This is a genomic window from Sphingobacterium gobiense (genome assembly GCF_002980575.1).
Taxonomy (GTDB): Bacteria; Bacteroidota; Bacteroidia; order Sphingobacteriales; family Sphingobacteriaceae; genus Sphingobacterium; species Sphingobacterium gobiense.
The window spans coordinates 264,024-280,876 of the sequence record NZ_PVBS01000001.1 but is presented as its reverse complement, the minus strand read 5'-3'; the positions used below and the strand labels follow the sequence as shown (position 1 = coordinate 280,876).

Annotated in this window: 14 protein-coding genes; 6 read left to right on the top strand and 8 right to left on the bottom strand. The window is 41.6% G+C overall.

Going from position 1 to position 16,853, the window contains the following annotated elements; all coding sequences use genetic code 11:
* Positions 1 to 65: 65 nt before the first annotated feature.
* The 6 genes from C5749_RS01215 to C5749_RS01190 all read left to right on the top strand — a co-directional run bounded on the left by C5749_RS01215 (position 66) and on the right by C5749_RS01190 (position 8,507).
* Positions 66 to 3,389: a TonB-dependent receptor gene (locus C5749_RS01215; RefSeq protein WP_105725083.1), complete on the top strand. Its 3,324-nt coding sequence runs from the start codon at positions 66 to 68 to the stop codon at positions 3,387 to 3,389.
* A 10-nt stretch (positions 3,390 to 3,399) separates the two neighbouring features.
* Positions 3,400 to 4,767: a RagB/SusD family nutrient uptake outer membrane protein gene (locus C5749_RS01210; protein ID WP_105722269.1), complete on the top strand. Its 1,368-nt coding sequence runs from the start codon at positions 3,400 to 3,402 to the stop codon at positions 4,765 to 4,767.
* A 37-nt stretch (positions 4,768 to 4,804) separates the two neighbouring features.
* On the top strand, positions 4,805 to 6,262 hold the full coding sequence (locus C5749_RS01205) for a CBM96 family carbohydrate-binding protein (RefSeq protein WP_105722267.1): 1,458 nt from the start codon (positions 4,805 to 4,807) through the stop codon (positions 6,260 to 6,262).
* A 35-nt stretch (positions 6,263 to 6,297) separates the two neighbouring features.
* Positions 6,298 to 7,026 carry a glycoside hydrolase family 16 protein gene (locus C5749_RS01200; protein WP_105722265.1) on the top strand — a complete coding sequence of 243 codons (729 nt, stop codon included), beginning with the start codon at positions 6,298 to 6,300 and terminating at the stop codon, positions 7,024 to 7,026.
* A 65-nt stretch (positions 7,027 to 7,091) separates the two neighbouring features.
* Complete coding sequence (locus C5749_RS01195; RefSeq protein WP_105722263.1) at positions 7,092 to 7,601, top strand: hypothetical protein; 510 nt, start codon at positions 7,092 to 7,094, stop codon at positions 7,599 to 7,601.
* Positions 7,602 to 7,667: 66 nt separating this feature from the next.
* Positions 7,668 to 8,507 (top strand): MBL fold metallo-hydrolase, encoded by an 840-nt coding sequence (locus C5749_RS01190; RefSeq protein ID WP_105722261.1) that lies wholly within the window; start codon positions 7,668 to 7,670, stop codon positions 8,505 to 8,507.
* Between the two features lie 25 nt (positions 8,508 to 8,532).
* Here the strand turns inward: C5749_RS01190 and C5749_RS01185 are convergent, their stop codons facing one another.
* From C5749_RS01185 to C5749_RS01150, 8 genes are all read right to left on the bottom strand, one after another.
* Positions 8,533 to 8,949 carry an SH3 domain-containing protein gene (locus C5749_RS01185; RefSeq protein ID WP_105722259.1) on the bottom strand — a complete coding sequence of 139 codons (417 nt, stop codon included), beginning with the start codon at positions 8,947 to 8,949 and terminating at the stop codon, positions 8,533 to 8,535.
* Between the two features lie 113 nt (positions 8,950 to 9,062).
* Positions 9,063 to 9,515, bottom strand: coding sequence for a hypothetical protein (locus C5749_RS01180; RefSeq protein ID WP_105722257.1), 453 nt, complete (start codon positions 9,513 to 9,515; stop codon positions 9,063 to 9,065).
* A 104-nt stretch (positions 9,516 to 9,619) separates the two neighbouring features.
* A complete protein-coding gene (locus C5749_RS01175) occupies positions 9,620 to 10,180 on the bottom strand; it encodes a hypothetical protein (RefSeq protein ID WP_105722255.1) in 561 nt (186 codons plus the stop codon).
* 68 nt (positions 10,181 to 10,248) lie between these two features.
* Positions 10,249 to 11,133, bottom strand: coding sequence for a bifunctional 5,10-methylenetetrahydrofolate dehydrogenase/5,10-methenyltetrahydrofolate cyclohydrolase (locus C5749_RS01170; RefSeq protein ID WP_105722253.1), 885 nt, complete (start codon positions 11,131 to 11,133; stop codon positions 10,249 to 10,251).
* Between the two features lie 22 nt (positions 11,134 to 11,155).
* Positions 11,156 to 12,946, bottom strand: a complete 1,791-nt coding sequence (gene lepA / locus C5749_RS01165) for a translation elongation factor 4 (RefSeq protein ID WP_105722251.1) — start codon at positions 12,944 to 12,946, stop codon at positions 11,156 to 11,158.
* A gap of 177 nt (positions 12,947 to 13,123) precedes the next feature.
* Positions 13,124 to 14,461, bottom strand: coding sequence for an ammonium transporter (locus C5749_RS01160; protein WP_105722249.1), 1,338 nt, complete (start codon positions 14,459 to 14,461; stop codon positions 13,124 to 13,126).
* A gap of 234 nt (positions 14,462 to 14,695) precedes the next feature.
* Positions 14,696 to 16,015 carry a UDP-N-acetylglucosamine 1-carboxyvinyltransferase gene (gene murA, locus C5749_RS01155; protein WP_105722247.1) on the bottom strand — a complete coding sequence of 440 codons (1,320 nt, stop codon included), beginning with the start codon at positions 16,013 to 16,015 and terminating at the stop codon, positions 14,696 to 14,698.
* Between the two features lie 96 nt (positions 16,016 to 16,111).
* On the bottom strand, positions 16,112 to 16,807 hold the full coding sequence (locus C5749_RS01150) for a DUF4290 domain-containing protein (protein ID WP_105722245.1): 696 nt from the start codon (positions 16,805 to 16,807) through the stop codon (positions 16,112 to 16,114).
* Between the last annotated feature and the right edge of the window lie 46 nt (positions 16,808 to 16,853).

Here is a 16,853-nt window from a genome sequence, read left to right as displayed (position 1 = left end):
ATAAAAAAAATTGGTTGGGCATATTGCTATGGGAAATATGCCGTACGAACAAAAATCCTGTAGTAATGAAATTATCCTTAGCCCTCCCCTTTCTACTTGCGGCAACATTGCAGGTCAATGCATCTGCTATTGGACAAGAAGTTACCCTTCACAAGAAGAATGTTAAGCTGGATTATGTACTCCGTGAGTTACAAAAGCAAAGTGGGTACAATATTCTGTTTGACCAACGGATTATTCCCGAATCAGCAAGGATAAATGTAAACTATAAAAATGTCCATGTTAACCAAGTACTTAATGAAATTCTACCTCCTTTCGATATCAAGTATAAACAAACAGGAAAAAACATTGTACTGAACAAAGAAATAAATTCTAGTTCAAAATCTGCTCCTATAAACCGGCAACAGCAAACAACAATCAACGGTACAGTTCGAGACACAAACGGTTCGCCTATTATTGGTGCGACGATACGCCTTAATACAAATACGAGCGACGGTGCTTTAACGAGGCAAGACGGAACGTTTACCATTACGGCTAGACCTCAAGACAGACTCACATTCTCTTATGTAGGTAAAGCTTCGGTTACGGTAACGGTGGGAGATCGTAAAGAACTATCCATTATACTCGAAGATCAAACTGTCGAGATGGATGATCTAGTTGTGGTAGCTTACGGACAACAAAAAAAGCGAAATTTGACCGGATCGGTTGCTTCGGTAGGCAGTGATGAAATCGAAAAAACCGCTCTTCAAGATCCGATTTCTATTTTACAGGGACGTGCACCGGGTGTACAGATTACATCTAATTCAGGGGCTCCCGGAGGGGAAATGACGATTCGAGTTAGAGGGAATTCTTCGCTAAATTCTGGTAACAATCCACTGTTTGTGGTCGATGGTGTTCCGATAGAATCTAATTCACTATCGTCTTTAAATGGTACGGAAAACTTTGGGTTAAACCCATTGGCTGACATTAACCCTGACGATATTGCTTCCATCGAAATACTAAAAGACGCGGCGTCTACAGCCATTTATGGATCACGTGCTGCAAATGGTGTGGTATTGATTACTACAAAGCGTGGCGCAGAAGGCAAGGCGCAAATAACGGCTAACTTCATGTCAGGGGTAAGTTCAATCACACGTCATTTGGGCGTTTTGAATGCCAGCCAATATCGAGCAGCCGTAATCGATTCGTATAATAATATGAATAATCCCGAAGAGCCGTTCTGGACAATAGTGGATTCATTAAATCCCTCCAACAATGGCGATATCGACTGGCAGAGAGAATTGTTGCGAAGCGCTGGACAGTATAAAGTGGATTTAGCGGTTCGCGGAGGAAGCGACAAAGTACAATATTCATGGAGCAATTCTTATTTAGATCAGGACGGTATTATTATCAGTAACAATTACAAACGCATCACTTCCCGATTGAATGTCGATTTCCATGTATCCAATAAGTTGAAAATCGGGCAAAGCATTGCTTACACCAATGCCACAAACAATCGGATTAATGCCGGTGGAACCGGAAACTTGAGTGTTATTCGTGAGCTGTTGGTCAGACCCCCAGTCATGTCTATGTATTTTCCTGACGGATCACTAAATGGCTATCAATTGGGACGACGAAACCCGGTGGGTATTGCCATGCATGCCACACATAATAATAAAAGTCATCGAATTATCGGAAGCGAATACCTGGAGTATGAAATTTTGGACGGGCTGAGTTTTCGCAGCAATCTACATTTCGATTTCACCACGATGAAAGAGAACGAATTCATGCCGTCGATATTAGATTACAGAGAAGGCTACAATACGGGAGCTGTCAGAAGTACAAACAACATTACGTGGGCAAATGAAAATATTTTACGGTATAACAAGGTATTCAACAATGATCATAACTTTGGGGGGTTACTTGGATTCAGTTTGCAGGATTGGAGATTTGAACGTACAGGACTAGATGGCATGTTTTTTCCGAGCGATGACATCCGGACAATAAACGCGGCGAGTGTTATTTCCAATCAAGGAGTCAATGTAGAGGCCGAAAGTGCCATGCTGTCGTATTTTGGTAGAGCATCGTATGACTATCAAGGAAAATATCTAGCGGAAGCTAACTTAAGAGCAGATGGTTCTTCGCGATTTGGCCGTGACAAGAGATTTGGTTTCTTTCCCTCGGCTTCCGCGGGTTGGCGTTTTACGGACGAGCCCTTTTTGGAAGGTATAAAGAATGTGATGAACGACGGAAAACTTCGCTTTAGCGTAGGTAGCACCGGAAACCACGCCATTGGAAATTATACATCTCAAGGTGAATTTTTGGTCGGAATCAATTATTTGGATTATTCGGGAGCCGCACCATCGGTGATGCCAAATGCTAGTTTAACGTGGGAAACTACGGTACAATACAATGCCGGCATAGATTTATCGTTTCTGGTAAATAGAATTACGCTAAATGCAGATTATTATGTCAAAAATACCCGCGACCTGCTTTATGAAGTACCCATTCCCACTACGACTGGATTTAGTACAATAACCCAGAATATCGGAAACATCCAAAACAAGGGTGTTGAGTTCCTATTATCGACCAAAAACCTGGTAGGTAATTTCGGATGGTCGACAAATTTCAATATCAGTGCAAATAGAAATCGAATTGTATCCCTTCCCGAGAATTTGTTGACCAATGGTTATATACAAAATGGGGCGTATCATATTTTGCAGGTGGGTCAGCCTATCGGTATTTTCTACGGATGGAAATTTGACGGTGTATACTCCCGTGATACAGACAATGTAAACGGGGTTACAAACGGTGCGCTGGGGCCTGTTTTCAAAGGAGGAGATCCCATCTGGCACGATTTGAACGGAGATCATATTATTAATCAGGATGATAGGCAAATTATTGGCAAAGCAGAACCAAATTTTTTTGGAGGTATTTCCAACGATTTTAGTTATAAAAATTTCTCTTTAAATGTGTTATTTCAATTCTCTTATGGCAATGACATATACAGTGAGATCAATCACCAGCGAAATACCATTGTGCGGTACAACAATCTTTCTACGGATGCGCTAAGAAGATGGCGTCAGCAAGGAGATATTACCGATTACCCAAGACCTGTACGGGACGATCCTATGCAAAGCGAAAGCCGTGTGCAGAGCCGCTGGGTAGAGGATGGTTCTTATATCAAGTTAAAAAATGTCAACCTCCGTTACCGTTTCTCTCCTACCTTAATCAACAGAATTGGTATAAGGAGTTTAGACGCATTTGTCACCGGGACGAACCTAATTACTTGGACGAAATATACAGGCTTTGATCCAGATGTAAACTCTTACGCAGGATTGCGGGTGGGTGTAGATGAAGGGTCCTACCCACAGAGCCGAACGTTCATCTTTGGTTTTAATATAGGTCTTTAAATAGTAGGTTATGAAAAAAAATATAATAAAATGGATTGCCTTTTTGTCCGTTCTATTGATGGGTTCCTGTTCTTTTCTAGAAAAAGAACCGATCAGTAGTTTCTCCGCGCAGGGATTTTACAAAAACGCGAGTGATGCACAGGCAGGTGTTTATGGAATATACGATGCCATACAGTCTTCGTTTCGACTTAATTTTGCTTATTGGGGAGAAGGAAGAGCGGATGCGATCGAAACCAACCATGCGGGCGATCCTTTTGCACTTCGCCAGAATACGTTGACACCTATTATTACCTCATCCAATTGGAATAACCTGTATACGGTAATTAGTCGTGCCAATTATGCTATAAAATATATTCCTGAAGTTTTCGAAGACGAAACGGGTACCTTGCGGAATCAATTGATAGGCCAAGCTAGGGCGTTACGCGCTATAGCGTATTTTTATTTGGTTAGGGTGTGGGGTGATGTACCTTTCACACTGGAACCTTATGAGAGTATACAACAGGATTTATTTTTGTCAAAAACAGATAAAGAAACTATCCTTAACCAAATTGTTGACGATCTCTTGTATGCTTCTGAATTCTGTGCGCCTAGTTACGGAGGTGAACGAGATCGAGTTTTGATCACCAAAGGTGGTGCCGATGGTATACTGACACAGGTATATATGTGGCGTAAACAATATGAGCAAGCAATTATAGCTGCAGAACGTGTAATCGACAATCCATTGTATTCTTTAGTTTCCATTAGTAACTGGAACAATATGTTTTCTGCGGGACTGAGTAGTGAAAGTGTATTTGAAGTTGGTTACAACGAGATCCAAACGAACGCTATGCGGGTGCTTTATGCGCTGGGTAATGATGCAAATTATTTTCCAAGTCAGCGGTTTATGACTTCATTCGAAGAAGGGGATTTACGCAAACCCAAGATTTGGGACAATACCCAGGCACAACCAAGAAAAATCTGGAAATTTTTTGGTGAAGGTTTTAATGATGAAAGTCCGGATCCTTCTCAAAACAATATTATTTTGGTCCGTTTGGCAGATATTATGTTGTTGAAGGCGGAAGCACATGCTCGTTTGGATGAGCATAGCCTTGCACTTCCTTTATTGAATAGCGTCCGTAATCGGGCAGGATTGGAAGCATTGACTGAAGTGACCGCTATAGAAGAGTACGGCGACATGGTTTCGGCAGTCATGCACGAGCGGTCGATAGAGCTATGTTTCGAAGGTCACCGTTGGTTTGATCTCGTTCGGACTGATAACGCTATTGCGGTAATGCAGCCGATCAACGGACTAAGTGATCCGCGTAATATATTATGGCCAATACACGAGGATGCCGTCAATCGTAATCCGAACCTGGTACAAAACGAATTTTACAGATAATTCGATGCAAAGACATTGATAATAAAGAAAATTTATTATGCAAACGAAGATAATTTTAAACCGATTTTTAACAGCTTGTATCACGACTATATTATTGATGACAAGTTGCGAAATTCAGGAGAACTTTAAATACGAGCCTTCCGGAGTAGATGGAATATTAGGCGTGACGGCATGGAGCTTCATCCAGGAAAACGACGATTTCAATCAACTGGAAAGGGCTATCACACGCACCGGACTCCAACCTCTATATCAAGACGAGGAAAGAACCTTTATTATCCCTAACAACAAGGCTTTCAGCACGTATCTGGAAAGTAGCGGTTATAACGCAATCGAAGATATTCCCTTGCCTATACTGCGAAACATGTTGCGATACCATATCGTAAAAGAACGTGTTATTTTCACTGATCCGGCCATCGGCCGTGACCAACCGCTTCCCTATGAAACAGAAAACGGACAAACCATGTTTCTTTCCCGTAACAACAATTACGTGGGATTAATCAATCAGGGGACAACGAGGCAGTGGGAAATCCGCACATCCAATCTGGAACCAATAAATGGTGTGATGCATGCTGTCGATTTTATCGTCTATTTTTCTGCTCCGGCGATTGATGATAGCGAGGATCCTACGCTTGTAAGAGACACGATATATCCTTTAGCTGATTCGTTCGTCGCTGGTGATAGCCCGGGAGAACTATATGCAAATACGAGTTATGGTGCTAACCCACTCCTTAGGCCGAAATACTCCAGCCCAGCACTCAACTCTGCTTATGATAGATTTGCCTATCTCATGTTTGACCTTGATGATTTTAAAAAACCGGGCATCGTTGTGGATATGCGACTCAGGCTGGCGGTTAGCTTCACGACTGGAGATGGTTACCCATTAAATCTTTATCAAGCGGCGAACAACAATTGGTCAGAATCCACCGTGACCTTTAATAACGCACCAGGCCGGGTCGGAAACCGTATTTCTTACGTGACCACCTCAAAAGTAGCTGCTTTCAATTTTGATATTACGAATTTTTATAAAAATGATTTTCCAAGTGGAAGGGTGTCCTTTATGCTGGAAAGCGGGGCTGCTCCTGCTGGTAATAAAACCGACGATCTGGCCTCAAAAGAGCACGCCACACTAGATCCGCCCATGATTATCGCTACATTGGCGACAAATCAAAATGTCTTAGTCGTAAAAACAAATGAACCGGTCTCTGTATCAAACGGTGGTTCGACAGTCATCAATACAGATTTACTGGAGCTAGCAGGTGCTGATGCAGCAGATATCATCTATTCCGTGAAAACTGCTCCGCAAAAAGGTTGGCTCATCAGGGGCGCGGATATTATTGGGCAAAACGGAGAATTTGTGCAGACAGATCTTCAATCGTTAAGTCTGCTTTATATTCATGACGGCGAAAGCACAGGGGAAGACACCGTGAAATTATCCGCAAGAGATAGGACCGGCGCGGAGATAGAAGATATAGTAGTTAAAATAAATATTCAATAGCTTTTAATATGCAATTCCTTTTAAATAGTTTTAAAATGTTCTATAGTGCAGCCATACTGTTATGGTCTTGTTCGTCAGATATAAATGAACCCGATGGACAAGTAGTACGGACGGATCGGATAATCAAGTTCTCGGGCTATGACTGGATTGTTCGCACATCGAACGATAAAAGAGTCGGTCCGGGGCCGAATTACTTTTCAGATTCGGAAGATAATGTATGGGTCGATGAAAATGGTAGGTTACATCTAAAGATTGTGCAGCGAGGAGGTATCTGGCATTGCTCGGGAGTCATTCTAAAACAATCTCTAGGTTATGGTCAATATGTTTTTTATCTAGCTAGCGATGTAAGCAAATTAGACCAACACACGGTAGGAGGCTTGTTTACTTATCTCCATGATACAGAAGAAATAGATATCGAGTTTTCGAGGTGGTCAGATCCAGAAAATCATGATTCCCAGTTTGCCGTACAACCGTCGGATCGTTCCGGCAACAAAGAACGTTATGATCTCAACTTATTAACGGAACGTTCGACGCATTCATTTAATTGGCAACGGGATAAAATCGAGTTCTTCAGTCGTCAGGGACATGGTTTGACCCTGGATAACGATAACCGTATCCATGAATGGACTTACCGTGGAAACGACACGCCATTGTCTAAAGGTGCGGAACGTTTAAGACTCAATCTCTGGTTGTTCCGTGGCCAGATTCCTTCGGATATGATGGAACAAGAAATGATCATAGAGAAAGTAGAATTTATAAAATAGGAAGACATAAAGTACAGAGAAACGGATCAGATTTATTACTTTTATAGGAAACAAAAAATGGAAAAATGATTGACAAACTTCAGCAAATAATCCAGCAGACAACAACCCAAGAGGTTGACAAGAATAGCAACATTGCTAATGATCTTACTGGCAATGTAGCTACGGAAACAGGTTCGTCTTTGCTTGACGGCTTAAAATCAGCCGTTTCGGGCGGAAATTTAGGTGATTTGACCAATATGCTTGGTAATACAGATAAAAATGCCTTGACATCTAATCCGATCGTAAAAAATATCATTTCCTCACTCACCTCAAAATTGGGTACAAATGTAGGATTAGACAGCCACACAGCGAGCGGGTTTGCTAGCTCTATTATCCCACAAATCATCAGTATGGTTTCCAGCAAAGTGCAAAGCGGAGATTTCAATATCAGTGACATCGTAAGTTCTCTTACCGGTGGCGGTACAGGCACTGCCTTAGATCAGAATGGTGATGGTAAAGTCGGAATTGATGACGCTATAAGCGCAGTTACAAAAGGAAAATTAGGAGACGCACTAGGCGGACTGTTTAAAAAGTAACTATTAGTATTAGTCTCCGCGTTTAAATTTACTATCTTTACGATAGAGGTAAAAATTTAAACATGCATGAGACTATATACCATCGAGACTGGATTCTTTAAGTTGGACGGGGGCGCTATGTTTGGTGTGGTGCCAAAATCATTATGGCAACGCACCAATCCTGCCGATGAACGCAATTTATGTACCTGGACGAATAGATTGCTACTCATCGAGGACGGCAACCAGCTAATTTTGGTAGACACGGCCATCGGCGATAAGCAGGACGAAAAGTTTTTTAGCCACTATTTTCTTCACGGGGATGCTACACTCGATGGTTCATTAGCAAAATATGGTTTCCACCGCGATGATATCACCGATGTCATTCTCACACATCTTCATTTCGATCATTGCGGCGGTGCTATAAAACGGGACGGCGAACGTCTTCTTCCAGCTTTCAAAAATGCACGTTTCTGGAGCAATGAAAAACATTGGGAATGGGCGATAAATCCGAATCCGCGAGAAAAAGCCTCCTTTCTCCGAGATAACATCCTCCCTATACAAGAAAGCGGACAGTTGCACTTCATAAAGGACGGAGAACCATTTTCTCCTAACATTGACATCCGCTACGCGTATGGACACACCGAGTCCATGATGCTTCCACAAATCTGTTATCAAGGAAAAACAATTCTCTACATGGCGGATTTACTGCCTTCTGTGGGGCATATCCCCCTCCCCTATGTAATGGGATATGATGTTCGGCCGTTAACCACCATGGAAGAACGACAACATTACTGGCAAGAAATCGTGGATAATGAATATATATTGTTTTTGGAGCATGATCCTATCAATGCGTGCTGTACACTCCAACATACCGAAAAGGGTGTTCGTCTAAAAGAGACCTTCCGGTTGGAAGATATGTTTGGTTAAGTTTGCTTAAAGCGTATTTTGCACATTATACCTGTTCTATATTCTCCGCATAGCAATATCCTTCTATATTGTCTGTACGGACGAGCCACCAATAGACATTAGCGCGGCTAACGACCGTGACTATCTCTCCTTTTTTTATTTTACCGATAGTGGGTAATTCAACTCCCGGACCTTTGTGAACAAGTAAGACCGGATCCTCCATAAATAGCCTTGCTTTACAACCTTTTACCGCCGGGAGAACGTCGATATCCAACAAAACCTCACCGGAAATAAAATTAGGATCAATTTGGCTATAGATGTCCCATAGCTTATTTTTTGCTTCAGCGTTGGGCGCCACGCCTCGGATAATTAGAACACGGTTTCGTTCCATAAACTGTAGATCCTCGATGATTAAATCCTCTGCTGCATTTAAAAGTGTTTTATATTTATCGATTAGCGTCATCGTAAAACATTATTAGTCAGATTGAACAAAGCTTTGAATGCTGTAAACCTTACAGGGTCGTCTCTGCTAATGGAACAATAAACCCCATAGATTGTTTGAAATCGTCCCGTCCTTTAGTAAATAGCTTTTATTCGTTGTTTCGTACCGTTAAAGATAATCTCGTTCCCCACTTTACACTCCAGTAACAACTTACCTATAGGTGAAGAAGGCGAAATCACCATAAAGCGCATGCTATTAACCTGTAGTTCTCCCAAGCTGATGGCAACGAAATAGGCTACCTGCTCCGTCACGACTATCGCACCTATCTCTGCCTTTTCTTTTATACCAATATTTATTTTTTGCAACAAAATCCAGTCCTTTTTTGCCTGCGACAGCTGCATGTGATAGCGGTTCAAATCTTGCTGTATCATCTCACGCGATGTTTCATATTTGTCGCCGGCGCTACTCTTCGTGTCGCTTTCTATTGCCTCCTGGGCTTGTTTTAATGCGAACGTAATTTCCTCCACTCGTCCTTCAATTCGCTTAAAACAATGGTCTAATAGTTTCTTTTTTATTTCAGTATCCATATTGGTAGAAAACTTACAAAAAACCTCCTGAATAATCAGGAGGTTCGAAAATTTATCTTATAGCAAGGCTAGCTAACGCCTAAATAAACAGAAAAATCGTTTTTCTAGCGATTCTTTAAATCATTTAATTTCTTTTCAGCGTCATCGGCAACTTTATTTGCTTTCTCTCCGGTTTTTTCTACCGCGTTATCGATAGCCTTTCCCGTAGCATCCGCTGCCTCCTTTGTCGCATCGATCGTTTTATCATATGCTCTATCTAGTGCATTTCCCGTCGACTCAGCAGCACCCTTGGTAGCATCGATAGCCTTATTTGTCCCGTCTTCGATTTTAACACCAGTTTCACGCGCAGTTGCTTTTGTTTTCTCCCAAAAGGTGTTCGCTTCATCCAACGCTTTGCGAGCGTCCTCTTCAGCGCGTTTATCACCTTTCCGGACAGCTTCATCCAAATCAGCTTTTGCTTTATTCACCCTGTCTTCTGCCTTTGCTAACTCTTCTCTCAAAACAGCTTCTGCGTGGTCTTGATTCTCCTCTAGCGTTTCCAATGTTTGATCCAGCTTTTCACCAGCCGTCATTTCATTATCCGCATCATTGTTTTTGGTATTGTTGTTACACGACGTAGCAATGATAGTACCTGCAACTGCTGCTATTAACATTAATTTTTTCATGTCTTTTTCCTTTAATTATAGTTTTGATAGTTAATAGTTTACATAAACAATTACTATACCAAAAAGTATTATTTAGGATAGACCGTACCTTTTGCAGCCTCTAGTGTATTTTTTAATAACCCTACAATGGTCATCAGTCCTACACCACCGGGAACAGGCGTTATCCATGACGATTTCTTAGATACCTCGTCAAAATCAACGTCGCCATAAAGTTTAAAACCCGATTTCGTTTCCGCAGATTCCTCTCGGTTAATGCCTACATCAATTACAACAGCGCCTTCTTTTACCATATCCGCTGTAACAAAGTGTTTTCGGCCAATAGCTGCTATGATAATATCTCCTGCAAGTACCTCTTCTTTTAAATTTGCTGTGCGGCTGTGGGTTAATGTCACGGTACAGTTTCCTGGATTACTGTTACGAGCCAATAAAATACTCATCGGTGACCCTACGATATTACTACGACCGACCACGACCGCTTTCTTACCAGCGGTATCAATACCATAATATTCGAGCATCAGCATAATGCCATAAGGTGTAGCCGGTATAAAACAAGGTAGGTTACGTTGCATCCGCCCTAAATTAATAGGATGAAAACCATCCACATCTTTATGATAATCGATCGTTTCCGTAATCCTCTCCGGATCAATATGCCGCGGCAACGGCAGCTGCACAATCAGTCCATCAATGTTCGGATCTTGATTAATCTCCTTTATTTTAGCAATTAGCTCGTTCTCCGTGATATCTACATCATAACGGATATTCGTCGATTCAAAACCGACGAGTTCACAATTGCGCATCTTACTAGCGACATACGTCTCACTTCCTCCGTCATTTCCAACCAAAATTGCTACTAAATGTGGTTTTCGTCCTGACTTCGCCGTAAATGCTGCTGCTTCTTTTTTTATATCTTCCTTTATTTTTGCCGATACCAGCTTTCCGTCTAATAAATTCATTTATATACGTATTATCTGCTTCTTAATCCAATTTCAAAACTGCCATAAATGCGGATTGCGGAATTTCGACATTTCCGACTTGACGCATTCTCTTTTTCCCTTTCTTCTGTTTTTCCAGCAACTTACGTTTTCGGGAGATATCGCCTCCGTAACATTTTGCAGTTACATCTTTACGTAAAGCTGAAATAGTTTCGCGCGCAATAATTTTTGCTCCGATAGAAGCTTGTATACGAATTTCAAATTGTTGGCGCGGCAGGAGCTCTTTTAATTTCTCACAAATTTTCTTTCCAAAATCATAGGCGTTGCTCCGATGAATGAGGGAAGACAAGGCGTCTACAGGCTCATCGTTTAACCGAATATCAAGCTTTACCAAATCCGACTGCCGATATCCAATCTGGTGATAGTCAAATGATGCGTATCCTTTAGAAATCGTCTTCAATTTATCATAAAAATCAAAAACGATTTCGCCCATAGGCATTTCAAAAGTCAGTTCTACACGATCTGATGTTAGATACGATTGATTGATAATCGTACCTCTTTTTTGGATACACAACGACATCACCGGGCCTACAAAGTCTGCCTTGGTGATCACATTTGCTTTTATATAGGGCTCTTCGATAAAATCCAATTTACTAGGATCAGGCAAATCCGACGGGTTATGTACAACCACCTCTTCTTTATCTTTTGTAAGAAATGCGCGATAGGAAACGTTTGGCACGGTGGTAATCACCGTCATATTAAACTCACGTTCCAGTCGCTCTTGAATAATTTCCATATGGAGCATTCCCAAAAAGCCACATCGGAACCCAAACCCCAACGCCGCAGAAGATTCGGGCTCGAAAACTAGGGAAGCGTCATTGAGCTGCAACCGGTGCATAGATTCACGGAGCTCTTCATAATCTTCTGTATCGACCGGATAGATTCCCGCAAAAACCATCGGTTTGACCTCTTCAAAGCCCCGTATCGCTTGCGTACAAGGACGGTCACGGTGTGTAATAGTATCCCCTACTTTCACTTCGCGAGCTTCTTTGATACCTGAAATAATATACCCTACATCACCTGTTTTTATAACATCTTTGGCAACTTGGTTAAGTTTAAGCGTCCCAATTTCGTCTGCAAAATACTCCTTTCCGGTGGCTACAAATTTAACCCTGTCGCCTTTTCGAATCTCACCGTTTTCCACTTTAAAATAGGCCATAATTCCCCTAAAAGAGTTAAAAACAGAATCAAAGATCAACGCTTGTAAAGGTGCATCTGGATCGCCCACGGGCGGTGGAACACGCTCTACAATAGCGCTTAGAATATCCGACACGCCCATCCCAGTTTTGCCTGACGCGGGTATGATCTCTTCTCGCTTGCCTCCGATTAAATCGATAATTTGATCTTTGACTTCTTCGGGCATTGCACCCGGCAAATCCATTTTATTAAGTACGGGAATGATTTCTAAATCATGTTCCAAGGCTAGATATAGGTTGGATATGGTTTGTGCTTGAATACCTTGCGAAGCATCCACAATCAGCAGCGCCCCCTCACATGCTGCGATGGAACGCGAGACCTCATAAGAGAAATCAACGTGCCCGGGAGTATCAATCAAGTTCAAAATATAGTGCTCGCCATCCTTGGTATATTCCATTTGAATAGCGTGCGATTTAATCGTTATCCCACGTTCACGTTCCAGATCCATATTATCCAACAGCTGCGCTTGAGCCTCCCGTTGCGAAATGGTCTTCGTAAACTCCAACAGTCGATCGGCCAATGTGCTTTTCCCGTGGTCGATATGGGCGATAATACAAAAATTACGTATATGCTTCATACAGGTCCTTATCCAATAATTCTAATTGGCAAATATAAATTTTTTAAAGGAGATATCGGGAGTAAAAGTACGGCCCAACAAAAAAACAGCGAAACCAAACAATGCACTTAAACAAAAAAAGACCGATTTTCATCGGTCCCTATCATTGTTTAGTTAGTAATAAGTAATTAATATCTGTTAATTATGGACATCATAAGAGAGTCGTTCGCCATGTTGCGACAAATCGAGTCCCTCCTCCTCTTCCTGATCACTGACACGTAAGGGTGTTATCACATCTGTCACTTTCAGGAGAATGAATGCGACAATTAGAATAAAGATGCTTGCCCCCACAAGGCCAAGTAGGTGGGCAACAAACAAATCCGTTTCTCCATAATAGAGTCCGTTTGCTTCTACGGCTCCATTGATTGCGGAATGCGCAAATACGCCCGTTAATATCATACCTACCATTCCGCCGACGCCGTGGCTAGGGAACACATCCAAGGTATCATCAATATTTGATCTGCTCCGCCAGTCAATTAACAACCGACTAATAATGGCTGCGACCGATCCAATAACGATAGAATGCGGAATACTCACGAATCCAGCCGCAGGCGTTATGGCGACTAAACCAACAACAACTCCGATACAGGCTCCCGTAGCAGAAGGTTTAATGCCTCGAGCCGCATCAAATAAGATATACATAATAGCCGCAGCGCCAGATGCAGCCGTTGTTGTTGCTAAAGCTGTCGCTGCTAATGCATCAGCCGCAAAAGCTGAACCTGCATTGAAACCAAACCAACCAAACCACAGTAGCCCTGTCCCCAATAGCACATACGTTATCCTTGCCGGAGTGTGCCTTTTAGCCTCTTTACCTTGTTTCAAATAAATTGCAGAAGCCAGTGCCGTTAACCCGGCAGACATGTGTACTACTGTTCCACCTGCAAAGTCTAAAACACCCATTTGGAGTAAAATACCGTCCGGATGCCAAGTAGCATGTGCTAACGGCGCATAAATAAAAATGAAGAACAAGCAAATGAAAAGAATATACGATGTAAAACGAATGCGTTCTGCAAAGGCCCCAGTAATTAGTGCGGGTGTGATAATCGCAAATTTTAGCTGAAACATAGCAAACAGCACAAATGGAATGGTAGGGGCACCATCCCACGGCGCGTGATCGAGTACGCCGTTGAACATAAAGAAAGTAGTTGGGTCTCCAATAACGCCTCCAATGGAATCACCAAATACCAAGCTAAAGCCAAAAGCAACCCACATAACGGCCACGACCGCCATACAGATAAAACTTTGGAGCATAGTAGAAATAACATTTCTTTTCTTGACCATTCCCCCATAAAAGTAGGCTAAACCAGGCGTCATGATTAAAACAAGCGCTGTTGAAGTCAACATCCAGGCCACATCAGCAGAATTATACTCATGTTCAACCGAACCAACCGGCAGTGCAGGGTTGAAAAACGCCACAACAACTAAAATAACCATTAACAAAAATGGAAGAAACGATTTTTTTTGATAAATAGACATATTTTCATAACTTTTATTATGCAATTATATGCAAAATATTCAAATAAAAATATTTTTATCAGTAAAAATCGAATATTATTATCATTTATGATTAAAAAAACTACAAAAACAAACAAAAAAATAAGAAAACAACGCTATAAATAATTTAAAACACATCAAAATTCAGAAAAATATCAAAAAAAATTAAAAAAGGGCAAACATAAATGCTTGCCCTCATCATAATACTGTCCTCAGCTACGCTTCCAGCGCTTCGATTCGACGTATATTTGCGCCCAATGCTCTTAATCTCTCTTCAATGTCCTGATATCCACGCTCGATCTGGTCTATATTATATATAACAGATCGCCCTTGTGCCGACAATGCAGCAATCAAGAGTGAAACGCCCGCTCGAATGTCGGGAGAGGTCATTTCAATGCCCCGCAATTTTACTTGCTTATTTAATCCGATGACAGTTGCACGGTGCGGGTCACAAAGAATGATCTGCGCCCCCATATCAATCAGTTTATCTACAAAGAATAAACGGCTTTCGAACATCTTTTGGTGAACCAACACATTGCCTTTTGCTTGAATAGCGGTTACCAAGACAATACTCAAGAGATCCGGAGTGAAGCCTGGCCATGGTGCATCTGCAACTGTCAATATAGAGCCATCGATAAAGGTTTCAATTTCATAGGAGTCTTGCGCGGGAATAAAAATATCATCACCACGCAGCTCAAACTGTATCCCCAGTTTCGCGAATACGGTCGGAATGATACCTAGTTCCGAAAAGCAAACATCCTTAATCGTAATTTCTGAACCAGTCATCGCCGCCATACCGATAAAAGATCCGATTTCAATCATATCCGGCAACATACGGTGAGTCGTTCCCTGTAATCGATCAACACCTTCAATCGTCAACAAGTTTGACCCGATACCTGATATTTTAGCCCCCATACGATTCAACATCTTACACAGCTGCTGCAAATAAGGTTCGCAAGCGGCATTGTAGATCGTGGTAATTCCTTTAGCCAATACAGCAGCCATTACAATGTTTGCCGTACCGGTCACCGAAGCTTCATCCATCAAGATATACGCTCCTTTTAATTCCGAAGCATCTACATTGAAGAAATTATTTTCTGCATCGTAAACGAATTTTGCACCTAATTTTTCAAATCCCAGAAAATGCGTGTCCAATCGGCGTCGGCCAATCTTATCTCCTCCCGGTTTCGGAATTGCCGCCTTTCCAAAACGGGCTAACAAAGGACCGACAATCATAATAGAACCACGTAAACCTCCACCTTTGTGTTTAAACTCTTCCGATTGAAAATAATCTATGTTGATGCTTTTTGCTTCGAACGAATAGGTATCTTTATTGATCCGGCTAACAGAAACACCCAATGCCGCTAACAGGTCGATCAATTTATTCACATCTTTGATATCGGGAATATTACTTATGACTACTTTTTCCTCGGTGAGTAACACAGCGGATAGAATTTGTAATGCTTCGTTTTTTGCTCCCTGGGGAATAATCTCTCCTTTTAATTTCTTTCCACCGATTATTTCAAATGCGCTCATCTTTTATTATCGTATATTAACATTAAAAAAACAGAGAGCAACCGGATAACGACTTTCGCCACACAATTGCCCTCCTATTAAAACAGTCAAAATAGTTTATCTTCTATACGAAACTTTTTTAGAACCATTTTTTTTCTTCACCATATTCTTTTTGCCACCGCTTTTTTGATTACTACTTTTTTGGTTATTGTTGGTGCTAGTGGTAGCCCCACTTTTTGTCCGGCTGCCCGGAGGCGGAGTTTTAAAGTCAAGTTTAGTCAATACCGTATCGGCAGGTAATACTAATTGTCCATTAGAAAGTTCGGCTAAATTTTGGATGATATGCTCATCTTGCACCGTATCTTTATTCCAGGTCATATACGCCATCTTCATAAAATTAGCAATAGACAAAGCCATACGTTCCCGGTTTTCAGGAGCAGACATGGCCAAAGCCTTTTCAATCATACGCTCGACGGTATGGCCATAATGTTTGTAACGAATGGCATGTTGAGGGTAATCCAGCAGTTCGGGTTTCTTGTGAATTGCATCGCGTGCGGGAACAGGATATGGTGAATCTACATCAATTTTAAAATCAGATATGATATGCAAATGATCCCATAATTTGTGTTTGAAATCCGAAACATCCCGCAAATGCGGGTTCAATACACCCATCATGTCGATAACGACCTGTGCATATCGGTTTCTCTCCTCTTTCGTTGGAAGGGTGCATATATAGTCTACCATGTTTTGCACATTTCTTCCATATTCTGCCAAAATCAAATTTGGCCGGGTACTGTTGTAGTCGAAATCCATAAAGTGTAGTTTTACGCTTAAAAACGTTATATAAGCGTAGTTTATT

Bases quoted from the DNA above. Each gene is read 5' to 3' on its own strand.
- C5749_RS01175 (WP_105722255.1), bottom strand. From the start codon at position 10,180: ATGAAAAAATTAATGTTAATAGCAGCAGTTGCAGGTACTATCATTGCT.
- C5749_RS01180 (WP_105722257.1), bottom strand. From the start codon at position 9,515: ATGGATACTGAAATAAAAAAGAAACTATTAGACCATTGTTTTAAGCGA.
- C5749_RS01190 (WP_105722261.1), top strand. From the start codon at position 7,668: ATGAGACTATATACCATCGAGACTGGATTCTTTAAGTTGGACGGGGGC.
- C5749_RS01185 (WP_105722259.1), bottom strand. From the start codon at position 8,949: ATGACGCTAATCGATAAATATAAAACACTTTTAAATGCAGCAGAGGAT.
- C5749_RS01150 (WP_105722245.1), bottom strand. From the start codon at position 16,807: ATGGATTTCGACTACAACAGTACCCGGCCAAATTTGATTTTGGCAGAA.
- lepA (WP_105722251.1), bottom strand. From the start codon at position 12,946: ATGAAGCATATACGTAATTTTTGTATTATCGCCCATATCGACCACGGG.
- C5749_RS01215 (WP_105725083.1), top strand. From the start codon at position 66: ATGAAATTATCCTTAGCCCTCCCCTTTCTACTTGCGGCAACATTGCAG.
- murA (WP_105722247.1), bottom strand. From the start codon at position 16,015: ATGAGCGCATTTGAAATAATCGGTGGAAAGAAATTAAAAGGAGAGATT.
- C5749_RS01210 (WP_105722269.1), top strand. From the start codon at position 3,400: ATGAAAAAAAATATAATAAAATGGATTGCCTTTTTGTCCGTTCTATTG.
- C5749_RS01195 (WP_105722263.1), top strand. From the start codon at position 7,092: ATGATTGACAAACTTCAGCAAATAATCCAGCAGACAACAACCCAAGAG.
- C5749_RS01160 (WP_105722249.1), bottom strand. From the start codon at position 14,461: ATGTCTATTTATCAAAAAAAATCGTTTCTTCCATTTTTGTTAATGGTT.
- C5749_RS01205 (WP_105722267.1), top strand. From the start codon at position 4,805: ATGCAAACGAAGATAATTTTAAACCGATTTTTAACAGCTTGTATCACG.
- C5749_RS01170 (WP_105722253.1), bottom strand. From the start codon at position 11,133: ATGAATTTATTAGACGGAAAGCTGGTATCGGCAAAAATAAAGGAAGAT.
- C5749_RS01200 (WP_105722265.1), top strand. From the start codon at position 6,298: ATGTTCTATAGTGCAGCCATACTGTTATGGTCTTGTTCGTCAGATATA.